The organism is Streptomyces tibetensis (assembly GCF_040647715.1).
In the GTDB taxonomy this organism is placed as follows: domain Bacteria; phylum Actinomycetota; class Actinomycetes; order Streptomycetales; family Streptomycetaceae; genus Streptomyces; species Streptomyces tibetensis_A.
On sequence record NZ_JBEZCR010000012.1, the window covers coordinates 62,983 to 79,239 of the forward strand.

At 72.7% G+C, this 16,257-nt stretch carries 11 protein-coding genes; 4 read left to right on the top strand and 7 right to left on the bottom strand.

What is annotated here, in order from left to right; translation table 11 throughout:
* Positions 1-87: 87 nt before the first annotated feature.
* Positions 88-3,183 carry a glycoside hydrolase family 2 TIM barrel-domain containing protein gene (locus AB0B29_RS29020; RefSeq protein ID WP_362244416.1) on the bottom strand — a complete coding sequence of 1,032 codons (3,096 nt, stop codon included), beginning with the start codon at positions 3,181-3,183 and terminating at the stop codon, positions 88-90.
* A gap of 255 nt (positions 3,184-3,438) precedes the next feature.
* Here AB0B29_RS29020 and AB0B29_RS29025 point away from each other — a divergent pair, with 255 nt between their 5' ends.
* Both AB0B29_RS29025 and AB0B29_RS29030 read left to right on the top strand, forming a co-directional pair.
* Positions 3,439-5,826 (top strand): SpoIIE family protein phosphatase, encoded by a 2,388-nt coding sequence (locus tag AB0B29_RS29025; protein WP_362244417.1) that lies wholly within the window; start codon positions 3,439-3,441, stop codon positions 5,824-5,826.
* A 355-nt stretch (positions 5,827-6,181) separates the two neighbouring features.
* The gene (locus AB0B29_RS29030; RefSeq protein WP_362244606.1) at positions 6,182-7,441 is read left to right on the top strand and encodes an SLC13 family permease; all 1,260 of its coding nucleotides are present in this window, start codon (positions 6,182-6,184) and stop codon (positions 7,439-7,441) included.
* 12 nt (positions 7,442-7,453) lie between these two features.
* Here AB0B29_RS29030 and AB0B29_RS29035 read toward each other — a convergent pair whose 3' ends face one another.
* Positions 7,454-9,769, bottom strand: coding sequence for a ricin-type beta-trefoil lectin domain protein (locus AB0B29_RS29035; protein ID WP_362244418.1), 2,316 nt, complete (start codon positions 9,767-9,769; stop codon positions 7,454-7,456).
* Between the two features lie 372 nt (positions 9,770-10,141).
* Complete coding sequence (locus tag AB0B29_RS29040) at positions 10,142-11,107, bottom strand: helix-turn-helix domain-containing protein (protein ID WP_362244419.1); 966 nt, start codon at positions 11,105-11,107, stop codon at positions 10,142-10,144.
* Between the two features lie 63 nt (positions 11,108-11,170).
* On the opposite strand from AB0B29_RS29040, the gene AB0B29_RS29045 reads away from it, so the two are divergent.
* On the top strand, positions 11,171-12,013 hold the full coding sequence (locus AB0B29_RS29045) for a phytanoyl-CoA dioxygenase family protein (protein WP_362244420.1): 843 nt from the start codon (positions 11,171-11,173) through the stop codon (positions 12,011-12,013).
* 17 nt (positions 12,014-12,030) lie between these two features.
* Here the strand turns inward: AB0B29_RS29045 and AB0B29_RS29050 are convergent, their stop codons facing one another.
* The 4 genes from AB0B29_RS29050 to AB0B29_RS29065 form a co-directional block, all read right to left on the bottom strand.
* A complete protein-coding gene (locus AB0B29_RS29050; RefSeq protein WP_362244421.1) occupies positions 12,031-12,999 on the bottom strand; it encodes an aldo/keto reductase in 969 nt (322 codons plus the stop codon).
* A 119-nt stretch (positions 13,000-13,118) separates the two neighbouring features.
* Entirely contained in the window at positions 13,119-13,655 is a 537-nt protein-coding gene (locus AB0B29_RS29055) for a flavoprotein (protein WP_362244422.1), read from the bottom strand.
* A gap of 180 nt (positions 13,656-13,835) precedes the next feature.
* Entirely contained in the window at positions 13,836-14,027 is a 192-nt protein-coding gene (locus AB0B29_RS29060) for a ferredoxin (RefSeq protein WP_362244423.1), read from the bottom strand.
* Between the two features lie 12 nt (positions 14,028-14,039).
* A complete protein-coding gene (locus tag AB0B29_RS29065; RefSeq protein WP_362244424.1) occupies positions 14,040-15,236 on the bottom strand; it encodes a cytochrome P450 in 1,197 nt (398 codons plus the stop codon).
* 348 nt (positions 15,237-15,584) lie between these two features.
* Here AB0B29_RS29065 and AB0B29_RS29070 point away from each other — a divergent pair, with 348 nt between their 5' ends.
* Complete coding sequence (locus AB0B29_RS29070) at positions 15,585-16,217, top strand: LysE family transporter (RefSeq protein ID WP_362244425.1); 633 nt, start codon at positions 15,585-15,587, stop codon at positions 16,215-16,217.
* Positions 16,218-16,257: the final 40 nt, after the last annotated feature.

The following is a 16,257-nucleotide window of genomic DNA, read 5'->3' on the forward strand; positions in this document are numbered from 1 at the left end:
GAACATGCTTGTGGCAGATGTGACGCCCCGTCAACGGTCCGGACAGCACTGGCTGTCGCCGCCGGTCCGGACCGTTGGCGCCGGGGCTCAGGCGGCCGGGGCGTCCAGCCGGCTGATGCGGATCGCTCCGCTGGGCTCGCCGGGGTGGCGGCTCGTCAGGGTGAGCCGGATCCGGGAGCCGCGGAGGGCCTTGAAGGTGATCACGGTGGGGGTGTCGGTGGCGGCCGCCCAGCCGATCTCGGTGCCCCGCGCCGCCTGCCACGCGCGGCCGTTCCACACCGCCACCTCGATCGTCGCGGGCAGGCTGTGCGCGGCGTCCACGGTGAAGGAGACGTCCACCCGGTCGTAGCCGCGGGTGCGCCCGTGGTCGACCGAGACCCAGTCCTCGGCCCGCGCACCGTCGAAGGCCGGCAACAGGGCCGTGGCCTGCTTGAAGAAGCCGTTGGACCAGCCGGTTGCCGGGTCGCCGTCGAGCATGGCGGCGGGGAGGGTGTCGGGGCGGCCGGAGTAGCTCGCGTCCGCGTGCGGGTGACCGACGGGGGCCGGGTGCTCGGGCCCGAAGGCGGGCGGCGCGGTCTCAGCCCGATCTGCGGCCCGGGTGGCCCGTACGGTCACCGTGCCCGCGCGCAGGCCCTCGGCGCGGGCGGTCACTCTCACCGTTCCGGCCTTCGTGCCGGACCGGACGATGGCGAGGGCCTTGCCGTGGAAAGCGGTCCGGGTGCTCGCCTGGTAGCGCTCGGCGCTCTCCTGCCTGCCGTTGTCGAGTCCGGCGAGGGAGCCTCCCGCCACCGTGAAGGACAGCAGGTGCTCCGCGTCGGGCACGACCACTCCGCGCCGGTCGACGACCTCTGCGGTCACGAAGACCAGGGAGCGGCCGTCGGCGGCGACGGACTCGCGGTCCGCGGTGAGGCGTATCGCGTGCGGGGCTCCCGCGGTGCGCAGCACGTCGGTGGCGACCACCTTGCCGCCCCGCCGTGCGACGGCCTTCAGTTCACCCGGTTCGAAGGGCACCCGCCAGGTCAGGTGGAGTTTCCCGGCACTGCCGTTGGGGCTGGTGTAACTGCCGGGGTAGGGACCGTCGGTGAAGGTCTTGTCGTCGCCGGTCGCCTCGGTCGTCTCCAGGTACGGGCGGCCGTCGACGGTCTTCTTGGTGTCGAACCGCCGTACGCCGAGGGACTTCCCGTTGAGGTACAGCTCGACCGTGTCGACGTTCGCGTACGCCCAGACCTCGACCGTGTCGCCCTTGTCGTGGTTCCAGGTCGTGGGCAGCAGGTGGACCATCGGTTCGCTTGTCCACTGGCTCCGGAAGAGGTGGTACATGTCCTTCGGGAAGCCCGCCGTGTCCACCGCCCCGAAGAAGGACGCCTTGACGGGGAAGACGTCGTAGGGCGTGGGTTCGCCGATGTAGTCGATGCCGGACCAGAGGAACTGCCCGGCGAACCACTTGCGGTCCCGGTCCTTCTTGTGGCCGTACTCGCCGCTCATGGTCCAGGAGGCGAGGTTGTTGTCGTAGGAGGAGGTCGCGCGTCTGCCCGGGGTGTGGTTCTCGCCGGTGTTGAGGTGCTCGGGCTCCTGATACGTGCCGCGGGTGGAGGTCTCCGATGAGGACTCGGACTCGAAGAGGAACAGGTGCGGGTAGGCCGCGTGCAGCTGGTCGACCGACTTCGCGGTGTTGTAGTTCAGGCCGAGGCCGTCCAGCTTGGCCAGCATCAGGTCGGCGGCGGAGCCCTTGGCGGGCAGGCGGCGGTACTTGTCGGAGCCGATGACCAGCGGGCGGGTGTCGTCGGCGGCCCTGATCGCCCCGATGATCCGGTCGGCCATGGCGAGACCGGCGGTGGAGGTGGAGTCGGGGACCTCGTTGCCGATGGACCAGCTCAGCACGGCGGGCGAGTTGCGGGCCGCCAGCACCATCTCGGTGGCGTCCTTCTCGCACCACTCGTCGAAGAAGCGGCCGTAGTCGTACGGGTTCTTGCCGGTGCGCCAGCAGTCGAACGCCTCCACCAGCATGACGATGCCGAGCTCCTCGCAGACCTGGACCACCTCGGGTGCGGGCGGGTTGTGGGAGGTGCGCAGGGCGTTGACACCCATGGAGCGCATGATCTCCAGCTGCCGCCGGACGGCGTCGATGCTCACGGCGGCGCCGAGTGCGCCCAGGTCGTGGTGGAGGTCGACGCCCTTGATCTTGTGGTGGGTGCCGTTGAGGGAGAAGCCCTCGTCCGGGTCGAAGCGGAAGGTGCGGAAGCCGAAGACCGTGCGGTAGGTGTCGGTGGTTCGGCCGCCGACGCGCAGTTCGGTGTGCAGGGTGTAGCGGTGGGGTGTGGCCAAGTCCCACAACTGCGGATTCCTGACCGTCAGTTCGTGGTTCTCGGTGTGCTCACCGGTGACGGCAGCGGTGGTGGAGGTACGGGCGACCGTCCGTCCCCTGCGGTCGACGATCCGGGAGACGACCTCGACGTCCGCGCCCTCGCCGGAGGCGTTGACGACGGAGGTGGCCACCCGTACGACGGCCCGCTCGGCGGAGACCTCCGGTGTGGTGACGCGGGTGCCCCAGCGGGCCACGTGCACCGGCTCGGTGATCACCAGGCGGGCCTCGCGGTAGATGCCGCTGCCCGAGTACCAGCGGCTGCTGGGGAGCCGGTTGCGGACCTCGACGGCGATCACGTTCTCGGTGGTGCCGTCGGTGTGCACCAGGTCGGTGAGGTCGAGGGCGAAGCCGGTGTAGCCGTAGGGATGGCGGCCGGCCTCCGTGCCGTTGCAGTAGACGGTGGAGTCCATGTAGACGCCGTCGAACTCCACCGAGACGCGCTTGCCGGCGAGGGCGGGCGGCAGGGTGAAGGCCAGGCGGTACCAGCCCAGGCCGCCGGGCAGGAAGCCGGTGCCGCTGGTGGTGCCGTGTTCGGTGGTGGGGGTCTGCTCGATGCTCCAGTCGTGCGGGACGGCCGTCTCGCGCCATCCGGAGTCGTCGTAGCCGGGACGGTGGGCGTCGGCGTAGGCGCCGGTCGGGTCGGTGATGCCGCCCGGGTTCACCAGCGCGAAGCGCCAGCCGTCGCGCAGCGCCACCGTCCGGCGGCCGGGCGCGCCGCGGACTTCCCCGGCGGCCCATGCCTCCGGGGCACCGGGCAGCGCTCCGGCCGCGGGCGTGGCAGCGGTGGCGAGCAGGACCGATCTACGCGTGACCGACATGGAACTCTCCCTCACAAGGGCCCAGAAGTACTCACAACTGATCGTGACCAAACAGATTCTGTCGAGGCGTCATACCCGGACGTCAAGGGTGCGGCGGGTTCCTTCTGCCCTGGCGATCACTTCGGCCGGATGTGCGCCTCGCCCCGTGCCGGGAAGGCGGCACGGGGTTACCGATCCACGCCGGGCGCCTACGGACTACGCTGGAACTCAACTGACTTCCCTGTTCACTGTGAGTGTCCGTATGGAGTCGCGACGATGAGTCCGGACGAGCCGTTCGACGATGGCGTGGCCGCCCGCGCCGTCATCGCCGTCGACGGCACGCTCACCGAGTGGAGCGAGGGCGCCCGCCGTCTGCTGGGACATACGGCCGACGAGGTCGTGGGCCGCCCGGCCGCCGCGCTGCTGGCCGACGGCGCGGACCCGCCGTCCGTGCGGGACGGCTCTCGCTGGAGCGGCACACTCACTCTGCGTCATCGCGACGGCCACCCGGTGTCCCTGTGGGTGCTCGCCCACCGCAGGCCGCCCGACGGAGCCGAGGCGACCGACTGGCTGGCGGTGTCCCCGCCGGAGGTCGCCGACCAGGGGCTTCCCGACGACCCGCTGGTGCGCATGGCGCTGACGCAGTCGCCCTGCGCCACGATGATCTTCGACGAGCGGCTGCGGCTGCGCGGCGTCAACGAGGCCATGGCGGACCTTCTGGGACTGCCCGCCGGGCGGTTGCTGGGCCTGAAGCCCACCGACATCGGCAGCCGGCCGCAGAACGCCGAGTTCGAGGAGTATCTGCGCCGGGTACTCGACACCGGTGGGCGGCAGGAGATGCAGACCTACATGAAGGCGACCGGTGAGAGCCGGGGGGCCCACGCCTGGCTGGCCAGGCTGGCCCCGCTCACCGACGGCACCAGCCGGGTGCGCGGTGTGTGCGTGACGGCCCACGACTTCTCCGACCAGTACCGCTCGCGGGAGCGGCTGCTGCTGGTCAACGAGGCGAGCGTGCGCATCGGCACCACCCTCGACGTCACCCGAACGGCCCAGGAGCTGGCGGACGTGTGCGTTCCGGCGCTCGCCGACTTCGTCAGCGTCGACCTGCTCGACCCGCGGGAGCTCGCCGGCGAACCCGCCGGGCCGCCCATCCCGCCCCTGAGTCTGCGCCGGTCCGCCCACCGGTCGGTCAACAAGGGCAGCCCGGAGGCCGTGGCCAAGCCGGGGCAGGTGGACGTCTACCCGGAGAACTCCCCGCAGGCCGCCTCCCTGATGGCCGGGCACACGGTCGTGGCCTCGGGCGCGTCGGGCGACCTCGAGCGGTGGCTGTCCTGGGACCCGGCGCGATTCCAGCGGATACAGGAGTACGGCATCCACTCCACGATGTCCGTCCCGCTCCAGGCCCGGGGCGCGACCCTCGGCGTGGCGGTCTTCACCCGTTTCCGGCGCCCCGAGGCCTTCACCCCCGACGACGTGCTGCTGGCCGAGGAGGTCACGGCCCGGGCCGCCGTCTGCATCGACAACGCACGCCGCTACTCCCGTGAGCGTGAGACGACCCTCACGCTCCAGCGCAGCCTGCTGCCCCGCACCCTGCCGCGCACGGCGGCGGTGGAGGCCGCCTCCCGCTACCTGCCGGCCACCCGCTCCGGCGTGGGCGGCGACTGGTTCGACGTGATTCCGCTGTCGGGGATGCGGGTCGCCATGATCGTGGGCGACGTCGTCGGCCACGGCATCCAGGCGTCGGCCACGATGGGCCGGCTGCGCACCGCCGTCCGTACGCTCGCCGACATCGACCTGGCGCCGGACGAACTGCTCACACACCTCGACGACCTCGTCGTCCGGCTGTCGGAGGAGTCCGGTGGGGGCGACGGCACCGGAGAGGTGGGCGCGACCTGCCTGTACGCGGTGTACGACCCCGTGTCACGGCGCTGCACCCTGGCCCGGGCCGGGCATCCCCTGCCCCTGCTGGTGCCGCCGGGCGGCCCGGCCCACCAGCTTGATCTGCCCTCGGGGCCACCGCTGGGAGTCGGGGGGCTGCCGTTCGAGTCCGCCGAGGTGGAGCTGCGCGAGGGCAGTGTGCTGGCCTTCCACACGGACGGGCTGCTCGTGAGCCGCGAGCGGGACGTCGACACGAGCGGCCGGATGCTCCGTGAGGCCCTGTCGGCTTCCTCCGGCTCCCTGGACGAGACCTGCGACCGCGTGCTGAACACCCTCCTCCCGCCGGGCGGTTCCACCGACGACGTGGCCCTGCTGCTGGCCCGCACCCGCGGCCTGCCGACCGCCCAGGTCGCCACCTGGGACATCCCCGCCGACCCGGCACTGGTGGCCCCCATCCGCAAGCAGGTCGTCGACCAGTTGGAACGCTGGGGGCTGCTCGAAGCCACGTTCACCGTCGAGCTGGTGGTCAGTGAGCTGGTCACCAACGCCATCCGCTACGGCGCCCCGCCCATCCGGCTGCGGCTGATCCATGACGCGGCCACGCTGATCTGCGAGGTGTCCGACACCAACCACACGGCACCGCACCTGCGCAGGGCGAAGACCTGGGACGAGGGCGGCCGCGGTCTGCTCCTGGTCGCCCAGCTCACCCAGCGGTGGGGCAGCAGGCACACCGGCGAGGGCAAGACGATCTGGGCGGAGCTGGCCCTGCTCGGCGACGAGCTCTGAGCACCCGCCCGGCGCCCACGGACGATCCGGAGGGAGCGGCCTGCTCGACGCCGAGCGAAGCGCCCGGTCGCGAGCCGGCGGACGATCCCGACGGGAGCCGGTCTGCTCGACGGCCAAAAGCCTGGTGCACGGTCACAGGTCGCGGACCGTCCCGGCAGGAGCCGGTCTGCCCGACGGCCGGATGTGAGCGCGCGCTCCGCGCCGGCCCAGGCGGGCGGCCCGCGTCGGTCGGTGCCCCCGACGGCGTCCGTGACCAGGTCCGGCCCCTACCCGGTGCGGGGCTCGCGAAGGTTCTCTTACCAGCGCCTGGTTTCATGGGCGGGCACGCCCAGCTCACGCTCCGGAGGACCCCGCCCTGAACGCCCCGCTCGCCGAAGTCCTGTCCGTGACGCTGCTGGCCGCCGTGCTCGTCTGGGCCGTCGCCCGCCCGAAGGGCCTGCCCGAGGCCGTGCTGGCCGTGCCCGCCGCCGGGCTGGCCGTCGCCCTCGGGGTGATCTCACCGGAGCACGCCTGGGAGGAGATCCAGCGGCTCGGGCCCGTGGTCGGCTTCCTCGCCGCCGTGCTGGTGCTCGCCCACTTCTGTGACGTCGAAGGGCTCTTCACCGCCTGCGGGGCGTGGATGGCCCGCTGGGCGGCGGGGCGCCCGACCCGGCTGCTGACCGCGGTATTCGCGCTGGCGTCCGTCATCACGGCCGTCCTCAGTCTGGACGCCACGGTCGTCCTGCTGACTCCGGTGGTGCTCGCCACCGCCACCCGCATGGGCGTGCAGGCGCGGCCGCACCTGTACGCGTGCGCCCATCTGTCGAACACCGCCTCGCTGCTGCTGCCGGTGTCCAATCTCACCAATCTGCTGGCCTTCACCGCGAGCGGGCTGACCTTCACCCGCTTCGCGGCCTTGATGACATTGCCCTGGCTGGTCGCCATCGCCGCCGAGTACCTGGTGTTCCGCCGTTTCTTCGACGACGAACTCGCGGCGCCCGAGCCCACCGCCGACCCCGCCCCGCGTCCCGAACCGCTCCCGCTGTTCGCCCTCGTCACCGTCGGCTGCACGCTCGCCGGGTTCGTCGTCGCCTCCGCCGTGGGGATCGCCCCGGCCTGGGCGGCGACGGCCGGTGCGCTGGTGCTGGCCGGGCGGGCGCTGGTGCGGCGCCGGGCCACGCCGCTCACGGTGGTCAGGTCGGCGCAACCGGCGTTCCTGGCGTTCGTGCTCGCGCTCGGCGTCGTCGTGCGCGCGGTCGTCGACCACGGGCTCGCCGACGCGCTCCGGCACGTCCTGCCCGACGGCTCGGGGCTGCTGACACTGCTGGGCGTGGCCGCGCTGGCTGCCGTCCTGGCGAACCTGATCAACAACCTGCCCGCGGTGCTGGTGCTGCTGCCCCTGACCGCCGGGTCCGGTCCCGGTGTCGTGCTGGCGGTGCTGCTCGGTGTGAACATCGGCCCCAACCTGACCTACGCCGGATCGCTGGCGACCCTGCTGTGGCGGCGGATCGTCCAGCAGGGCGGGCACCGGGTCGGGCTCGGCGAGTTCACACGGCTCGGGTTGCTCGCCGTACCGGCCGCGCTGGTGTCGGCCGTGGCCGCCCTGTGGCTGTCGCTGACCGTCGTCGGCACCTGAGCCCACGCCCGGTCAGCGGCGGCCGTATCCGTGGCCGGGATAGCCGTAGCCGGGGTTGCCGTACCGGCCGTCGGAGTCGCAGTAGTAGCCGTAGCGGTAGCAGGACGAGTCGGTGGCGGCGGGGCTGCTCGGCGTCGGCTCAGGAGCCGAGGAGGCCGGGGGCGGGGTCGGGGTGGGCTCGGGCGTCTTGGACGGTGTGGGAGCCGGGGCCGGTGCGGGCGCCGAGCGGGGTGCCGGAACGGTGGCGTTCCAGTTGACGGCCTGCATCTTGAGGTCGGCCTTGGAGGTGTCGATCACCCACCCCTGGACCTCGTCGTCCGTCCGGGCCTTGAGGACCAGCGATCCGGAGCCGTCGGTCGCCGCCGGGGCCAGGGCGAGGTCCTGGTCCCACCGTGGCACGAGGGCGCCCTGCAGGGTGAAGTCGTAGCGGATGTTCTTCGGGTCCGGCCGGGAGGTGCCCGCGCAGGGGGCAAGCCGGACCGAGTAGCCGAGCTGCGAGTCCAGGCACAGGTCCGGCGCTGCGCCGTTGCGCAGCAGTCCGTCGGTCTCGTACGTCCACTGCTGGGCGGCGTCCGCGGAGCAGGTCGTCAGCTCGGCCTCGCCGCCCTCGACGGCCTTCTTGCCGTCGATGCCGACGCACAGGTCCGAGGCCACGTTGTGCAGCCGGCCGCGCAGGGCTCCCTGCCGTGCGTCGCCCGTGCCGGTCCGGGAGGGGTCGGTGTTCCCGTCGCCGGCGTCCGGGCCGGGTGCCTCCCCGGCGGGTCGGTCCGCGCCGGCCGGGGCGTTGTCACCGGAGTCGCCGGTGGACCACAGGACCAGCGGCAGGACGACGAGGCCGCCGACGGTCAGGATGCCCGCGGTGAGGTTGCGCCGCCGGGCGAGACGGCGGGCCGCCTTGTGAGCGGACCTGGCCGACCTCCGGGCGGCGGTGCGGGAGCCTTCGGGCCGCTGGGCCGGGGTCAGGGTCTTGGTCGGCAGGGTGCGGCCCGCGTCGGCCGCACCCCGTGCCGTGTCCCAGGCCGGGTCGCCGCTCTCGGCCCTGGGAACGGGCGGGGGTACGGCCCCGGGGCCCCCCGGCTCGGTGAACGACTCCCCGACCGCACCGGCGAGCGCGACCGGGTCCGGGAACACCTCACGCCCTTGGCCGTCCGGCCCTGGAGAAACCTCACGCGCTGCATGCGGCGGTGCGGGGAACACCTGACCCGCAGTGCGAGCCGGGGCGACAGGACCCATTCGCACCACGCCGGCCGGATCCGCAAGGCCCTCGCGCGCCCCGAGGGCGGAATCCGTCACGCCCTCGCGCGCCGCACCGACCGGGTCCGGAATGATCTCGTACGCCATACCGGCCGGCTCCGGGAAGACCTCACGCGCCAGGGCCACCGGATCCGGGAACAGCTCGCGCGCCGCGGCGGCCGGGGCCCCGGCCGCGGCCGCACCGGCCACTCCCCCGAGCCGCTCGCGCGCCGCGGTGCGCCCACCCCCGGCGTGATCCCCCGCCTCGCTGATCCGGCTCTCCGCATAATCCCGCCCGCCCCAGCCCAGCACCCCTTCCGACAGGGCGACGCCGAGGGCGTGGTTGAACTGGTCGAGCTGGTCCGCTGCGACACTGCAGTGCCCGCAGCCCTCGATATGCGCGCGTAGATCGGGATCGATGTCGAGGCCCCCACGCCGGTACGTCACGTCGAGCAGGCGCAGATAGCGCCGGCACTCCTCGTCGGGGGCCAGTTCACGGTGGAGCTGGAGGCACTCCTCACGCAGCCGGTCCCGGGCCCGGTCCAGTTCGACGCGCGCGCCCTCCTCGTCCAGGCCGAGCAACGCGGCCGGGGACTCGAGCGGTTCGGCCTCGACCTCGACGTGCCACAGCAGGCAGCGGGCGGACTGGGGCAGCCGCTGGAAGGCCCCGGACAGCAGGCGCCGGTGCCGCGACGGCAGCAGACGGGAAGCGGGCCGTTCCCCCTCGCCGGTGCCGGCCAGCAGCTCCGGGTGGAGCATGTCGCACCGGTGGTCGCCCGCCCACTCGGCCGCGATCCGCCGCACGGTGACGAGCAGATGGGACCGCCACGCCGAGGTCGGGCCGTTCTGCCGGATGGTTTCCCCGAAGAGCCGGGTGAAAGCCGCGGTGGTGAGCATGCCCGCGGAGCGCGGACCGTCGGTGCACAGCCGGGCGTAGGCGAAGGCCGCCTCCCAGTGCCGGTCCAGCAGTTCGCCGACGGGGTGGAGCGCCGGCGTCGCCCCGGTCCACTTCCTGAGCTCCGCGCTCAGTTGCTCGTCCGTCGCGCCGAACCCGCCGGGCGAGGCCGGGAAATTCGACGGGCCTGCGTCTTTCACGGCTGCATTCCTCTCAAGGACATGCGGAATAAAGTCCGTACCAAGGGGTATGCCGACCGGCGGCCGCGCGCATACGAAAGAAAGACGTGTGGGGGCACGCCGACAAGGCACACCTTTGCACAGGTCAGGGGACGGGAACAAGAGATCTTGCGGTTTCGCGCATTGCGTGGACCGGCGGCGCCTTTTGACAAGAAGTCAGCCAGTGGCGTGAAAGGCATTTCCGTGCAGCCTCCCCCTTTCTTTACGGCTGACATTTACCCGCCCCGCCGGTCGCCCGGGAACCATTGAGTCACCCCCTGAGCACCAGCTCACACGGTCGGCGGCGTTTGGGCACCGGCCCTTTCGGGTCTGCGGCGGAACCAATGGCGGTGCTCAGCCGGGCCGACCGCCGTGTGTCGTGCGGTACTCCCCGGGCGGTGCCCCGTAGCGCTCGCGAAAGGCGCGGTTGAAGTGGAACGGGCTGATGAAACCCGAGGCCAGCGCGACGCGTTCCACCGGCAGGTCGGTGCTCTCCAGCAGCCGGGCGGCATGGCGCAGCCGCGCCTCACGCAGGGCACGCATGGGCGAGCGGCCGAGCTGGCTGCTGAACAGGTGGGCGAAGCGGGACGGCGACAGCGCGACGCCCTCGGCGAGCGAGCGGACGGTGTGCGGGGCGCCCGGGTCGGCGTCGATCAGATCCTGTGCGCGACGGATCCGTGCGTCGAGGCCGGGCCGGGGAGCCGTCGGCCGGGCGGCGGCGGTGGTGAGGAGGACGATCTCCTCCAGTGCGCACAGGGCGAGTTCGCGGGCAGCGCTGCCGTGGGCCACGGCGACCTGTCCCGCCGGGGGCGGCCCGCCGGGCGGTGCTTCGGTGCCGGTCCAGCGGGCGTCGGCGTGCATCCGCCGGAACGCCGTCCCGATGCGACCGTGCACCCCGGCCGGAGCGGAGGTGACCACGTACATCCCGTGACCGGTGTCGTACGGCCGCAGCCAGGCGGCCCAGGACGGGCGGGCCTGGCAGTGCGCCCACCAGAAGCGCCAGTGCCGGGCGCCGGGCTCGACGCCGTAGCCGTGCGGGACGCCCGGGGCGAGCACGACCAGTGCGCCCGCGCCGGCCGAGGTGTGCGCACCGCCCTGCCAGAGCCGGCCCCGGCCTCCGGTGGTCCAGGTGAAGAGCCAGCTCGCGGAACCCTGCGGGCGGTTGACACCGTACCCGGGCGGTTGGTCGAAGTGGCCCAGCACGACCAGCCCGGCCGGCGGCGCGGGATCCCCGGCGGTCGCTGTGTTCACGGGCTCCCCGGCGCTGCCGGTGTGTCCCGTCGCAGCAGTCGGGGGCAATCGGTCAGCACGCACGGGCATCCTCCTCGGTGGCCTCACGGCCTAGCGTTTGCGACCGAGGACACCCGACCGAGGAGTACGTTCATGACAGTCACGGGCAAGGGCGCCGTCGGCGCATCCATCGTGGACCCCGAAGCGCTCCGGCGGTACCGGGAGGAGTTCGAGAGCCACGGTTTCACGGTGGTGCGGGGGCTCTTCGGGGCCGACGAGATCGACCGGCTGTGCGGGGAGTTCGCGGCACTGCGGGCGGCCGGTCCGGTGCCCGGGCACTTCGAGCCGCGCGCGGTGGACGGGCCCGAGGTGGACCCCCTGCACGTGTGGCCCCGGGTGATGCACCCGCACGAGATCAACGGCCTCGCACGCGGGGTCCTGCTCGACGCCCGGCTGCGGACGGTTCTGGAGGCGCTGCTCGGGGAGGAGGTGCTGGCCGCGCAGAGCATGTTCTACTTCAAGCCGCCGGGGGCCCGGGGCCAGGCGCTGCACCAGGACAACTTCTACCTCAGGGTGGAGCCGGGCACCTGTGTCGCGGCGTGGGTGGCCTGCGACGTGATCGACCGGGAGAACGGCGGGCTGGAGGTCGTGCCGGGCACACATCGCATGGACCTGTTCTGCCCTGAGCAGGCCGACGCGGACGTGTCCTTCGCCCGGGAGTACGTTCCGCCGCCGGCGGGGCTGGCGCCGGTGCCGGTGGACATGGCGCCGGGCGACGTCCTGTTCTTCAACGGGAGCCTGGTGCACGGATCGCAGCCGAACCGTGCGGCCGAGCGGTTCCGGCGGTCGTTCATCGGGCATTACGTGGGCCGGTCGGCGGAGCGGATCGGGCGGTTCTACCGGACGCTGGCGATGAGCGGGGCGAGGGTGGAGCTGGCGGAGAGCGAGGGGGCGGGCCCCTGCGGAACGGAGTTCGCGCCGCAGGGGCCCCACTGACCTTCGGGACGTCGCGTTCAGTGCCCGGCGATGGGGTGGGGGCCGTACGGGCTCTGGAGTTCCTCCAGCTCCTTGTCGCTCAGCCGGATCTCCACCGCGGCCACCGCGTCCTCCAGATGACCGGGCTTGGACGCGCCGATGATCGGGGCGGTCACCGTGGGCTGGTGGAGCAGCCAGGCGAGGGCGACCTGCGCGCGGGAGACGCCCCGCTCACCTGCGATGCGGGTGACCGCCTCGACGATGGTGCGGTCGCCCTCCTGGTACAGGCTGCTGCCGAAGGGGTCGGTCTCGCTGCGCTGGGTCGTGGTGTCCCAGTCGCGGGTGAGGCGGCCGCGGGCGAGCGGGCTCCAGGGCAGGACGCCCACGCCCTGGTCCGCGCACAGGGGGAGCATCTCGCGCTCCTCCTCGCGGTAGATCAGGTTGTAGTGGTTCTGCATGGAGACGAAGGGGGTCCAGCCGTTCAGACGGGCGGTGTACTGCATCTTGGAGAACTGCCAGGCGTACATCGAACTGGCGCCGATGTAGCGGACCTTGCCCGCCTTGACGACGTCGTGCAGGGCCTCCATCGTCTCCTCGACCGGGGTGTGCGGGTCGAAGCGGTGGATCTGGTAGAGGTCGACGTAGTCGGTGCCGAGGCGGGTGAGGCTCTGGTCCAGCTCGGTCATGATCGCCTTGCGGGACAGTCCGCCGCCGTTCGGCCCGGGCCGCATGCGGCCGTGCACCTTGGTCGCGAGGACGATGTCGTCGCGGTGGGCGAAGTCGCGCAGGGCTCGGCCGACGATCTCCTCGCTGGTGCCGTCGGAGTAGACGTTGGCCGTGTCGAAGAAGTTGACGCCCGCGTCGAGGGCCTGGCGGATCAGTGGGCGCGAGGCCTCCTCGTCTAGGGTCCATTCGTGGGTGCCGCGGTCGGGCAGCCCGTAGGTCATGCACCCCAGACAGATCCGTGAGACGTCCAGGCCCGTCGAACCGAGCTTCACGTACTGCATCGTTGTTGCTCCTGCCTGTGGGAAGGTTCCACGGGGAGCGTACGTCTTCGTGTGCGCTCGAAGGCGAGTCCGGGTTGGCCTGCTGACGGACCGTCCGCGTGCGGTGCGGGACCGGTCCGTCAGCGGTGTTCGACCAGGTCCAGGGCTCGCTTCCACCCGAACTCCGGCCGCCCGCCGTCCTGTCCCCCCTCTCCCGCGTACGGCTCTGCGAACCGCACGCCCATCCCCCGCAGCCGTTCGAGGCTGTCCCCGTAGGCAGGGTGGGCGGCGAGGGCGTCCGCCACGCACGGCAGAACGGCGATCGGCACCCCGAGCCCCACGGCCTCGCACAGGGTGCCCAGGGCGAGGGTGTCGGCGATGCCGGCCGCCCACTTGTTGACGGTGTTGAAGGTGGCGGGGGCGACCACCACGGCATCGGGCGCCGGGAACGGGCGGGGCTCGCCTGGCGTGCGCCAGGCGGAGCGTATGGGGCGGCCCGTTCGGGCCTCGACGGCGGCGGTGTCGAAGAAGCCGTTCATGGCGACGGGCGACGCTATGACGCCCACCTCCCAGTCCCGTTCCTGCGCGGCGGCGATCAGTTCGCCGACGTCCGCGGCGATGCCGGCGGCGCAGACGACGACGTAGAGGAAGGGCTTGCGGGTGGCCTGTTCGGTCATCCCGGAAACCCTAGCGACTCCCCCGGGCCATCGGACGGGAAAGATGTCTTCGCGTTCCGACTCCGGCCGGGACCGAAGAAGCGGCGCTCGTCCTCGATCGGCACGTCGTCGATGCCCCGCGGCCGGGCCGCGGGAGGCGGCCCGGCGACTCCTGGACGCCGGGCGAGATCCGGGGTCAGCTCACGGTCCCGACACGGTGATGGCACCGACCGGGCAGGCGCGGGCCGCTTCCCTCAGCAGCGGGCTGCCGCTGTCCTCGCCGCCGGGCAGCAGGGTGCTGTATCCCTCGTCGTCCTGGGTGAAGACGTCCGGGGCGGTCAGGGCACACTGGCCCGCGCCGATGCAGACGTCCTTGTCGATGTCGATGTGCATGTGGACGGGCCCTTACCAGGTCACGGGGAGTTCCAGCATCCCCTGGATGGTGTCGCCCGGCTTGAAGGGGATCTCCTCGGCCGGGGCGGCCAGGCGCAGGCCTGGCAGCCGGTCGAAGAGGCTGTGCAGGGCGATCTCCAGCTCGGCGCGGGCGAGGTTCTGGCCGAGGCACTGGTGGATGCCGAAGCCGAACGCGACGTGATGACGGGCCGGGCGGCTCCAGTCCAGCCTGTCCGGTTCGGGGTAGACGGTCTCGTCGCGGTTGATGACGGAGGTCGCGAAGACCACGCCCTCGCCCTTGCGGATCGTCGTCCCCGCCACCTCGATGTCCTCGACGGCCAGGCGCAGCATGCCGTCGGCGATCGACAGCATCCGCATCAGCTCCTCGACCGCGGCCGGCAGCAGCCGCGGATCCGCACGCAGTTCGGCGAGCCGCTCGGGGTGCTGGAGCAGGGTGAAGGTGCCGAGCGAGATCATGTTCGCGGTCGTCTCGTGGCCCGCGACCAGCAGGATGAGGGCCATGGCGGTCAGACCCTCGCGGTCGAGGTCGCCCTCGCGCAGCTGCCGGTGCACCAGGTCGTCCAGCAGGCCGGTGCCCGGGTCCCGCTGTTTGCGGTCGATCAGTTCGCCGAAGTACGTCTCCAGCCGGTGGCGGGCGTCGAGTACGTCGGCGGTCTCCGGGCCGCGCAGCAGCCGTCGCGACTGGGCCTCGAAGAAGTCGTGGTCGGTGTAGGGGACGCCGAGCAGGGCGCAGATCACCATGGACGGCACGGGCAGCGCGAAGGCGCTCACCAGATCCGCGGGCGGACCCTGGGCGATCATCGCGTCGAGCCGCTCGTCCACGATCTGCTGGATGCGTGGCCGGAGTTCGACGGCCCGCTTGAGAGTGAAGTCCCCGACGACCATGCGCCGCTGGGCTCGATGCTCGGGGTCGTCGACGCCCAGCAGGGCCGTTCTGCGGTTGCGGATCCCGGCGAAGCGCTTGGTGGGGGCGGGGAAGCCGGGCCGGTCGCGATTGGACGACAGGCGCGGGTCGGCCAGCAGGGCACGGGCGATTGCGTGCCCGCTGACGAGCCAGGCCTCGCGGCCGTCGAAGAGGGTGATCCGGGTCAGGGGGCGTTCCGTGCGCAGCGCGTCGTAGGCGGCGGGCGGGTGGTAGGGGCAGGTCCGGCTCTGGGGGAACGCGACGGGTGCGGTCGTGTCCGTCATGAAGACCTCGCAGACGAGTAGTGCGTCATGCCGATCTTCATTAGATGCCTCAGGCACCTATGGTGCGACGCGAAGTTCGGCCAGATCGCCGACGCCGGCAACATGGCCGGAGAATGCCGTCCTCCCGTTCGACCGACGGGCGGGAGGAGGGTGACCCTGGATCGGCGCCCCTCCCGGAGCCCGGGCGCGGGGCGCCCGATGCGAAAACCGGTTGTCGGCACGGCGGGGCAAGCCGCAGGATCCGGCCATGCCTACGTTCACTGTTCGCCTGCCGCTGTCCGCCGCCGCCTCTGCCGCGCGCCGACAGCAGCAGTCCGGCCGCCGCGGAGGACCGACGCCGCCCCGGTCATGACGGCCGCGCTGGTCGCGGGGCTCCTCGCCGGGTACGGCATCGCCGTACCGGTAGGGGCCGTCGGGACCTACCTCGTCTCCCTCACCGCCCGCACCACCTTGCGCACCGGCGTCTGCGCCGCCCTGGGCGTCGCCACCGCCGACGGGCTCTACGCCCTCGCGGCCACCCTGGGGGGCACGGCCCTGGCCGCCGCGCTGCGGCCCGTGCTCGGGCCGCTGCGATGGGTCTGCGTGCTGGTGCTGCTCGTACTGGCGGCACGGGGCGCGGTGGCCGCGGTACGCGAGTACCGCGGCCACCGGCCCGCCACCCGGTCGGCCCCGGTTCCCCCGAGCCCCGCGCGGGCCTATCTGGGTCTGCTGGGCATCACCCTGCTGAACCCCACCACCGTCGTCTACTTCGCCGCCCTCGTGCTCGGTTCCCGGGCCACGGGCCCGGCCGGCCCCGTGGAGCAGGGCGTGTTCGTGGTGGCCGCCTTCGCCGCCTCCGCGAGCTGGCAGGTGCTGCTCGCCGGGAGCGGGGCACTGCTGGGCCGGGCGCTGACCGGCCGCCGGGGGCGGCTGGCGACGGCGTGGGTGGCGAGCGGGGTGATGACAGCGCTGGCCGTACGGATGGCGCTCGCACCGGGATGAGGTCCGCGTCCGGCCGGATCCCGCGGGTGCGGATGATTCC

Coding starts and splice junctions, on each gene's coding strand:
- AB0B29_RS29020 (WP_362244416.1), bottom strand. CDS start 3,183: ATGTCGGTCACGCGTAGATCGGTCCTGCTCGCCACCGCTGCCACGCCC.
- AB0B29_RS29025 (WP_362244417.1), top strand. CDS start 3,439: ATGAGTCCGGACGAGCCGTTCGACGATGGCGTGGCCGCCCGCGCCGTC.
- AB0B29_RS29040 (WP_362244419.1), bottom strand. CDS start 11,107: ATGCCCGTGCGTGCTGACCGATTGCCCCCGACTGCTGCGACGGGACAC.
- AB0B29_RS29045 (WP_362244420.1), top strand. CDS start 11,171: ATGACAGTCACGGGCAAGGGCGCCGTCGGCGCATCCATCGTGGACCCC.
- AB0B29_RS29050 (WP_362244421.1), bottom strand. CDS start 12,999: ATGCAGTACGTGAAGCTCGGTTCGACGGGCCTGGACGTCTCACGGATC.
- AB0B29_RS29055 (WP_362244422.1), bottom strand. CDS start 13,655: ATGACCGAACAGGCCACCCGCAAGCCCTTCCTCTACGTCGTCGTCTGC.
- AB0B29_RS29060 (WP_362244423.1), bottom strand. CDS start 14,027: ATGCACATCGACATCGACAAGGACGTCTGCATCGGCGCGGGCCAGTGT.
- AB0B29_RS29065 (WP_362244424.1), bottom strand. CDS start 15,236: ATGACGGACACGACCGCACCCGTCGCGTTCCCCCAGAGCCGGACCTGC.
- AB0B29_RS29070 (WP_362244425.1), top strand. CDS start 15,585: ATGACGGCCGCGCTGGTCGCGGGGCTCCTCGCCGGGTACGGCATCGCC.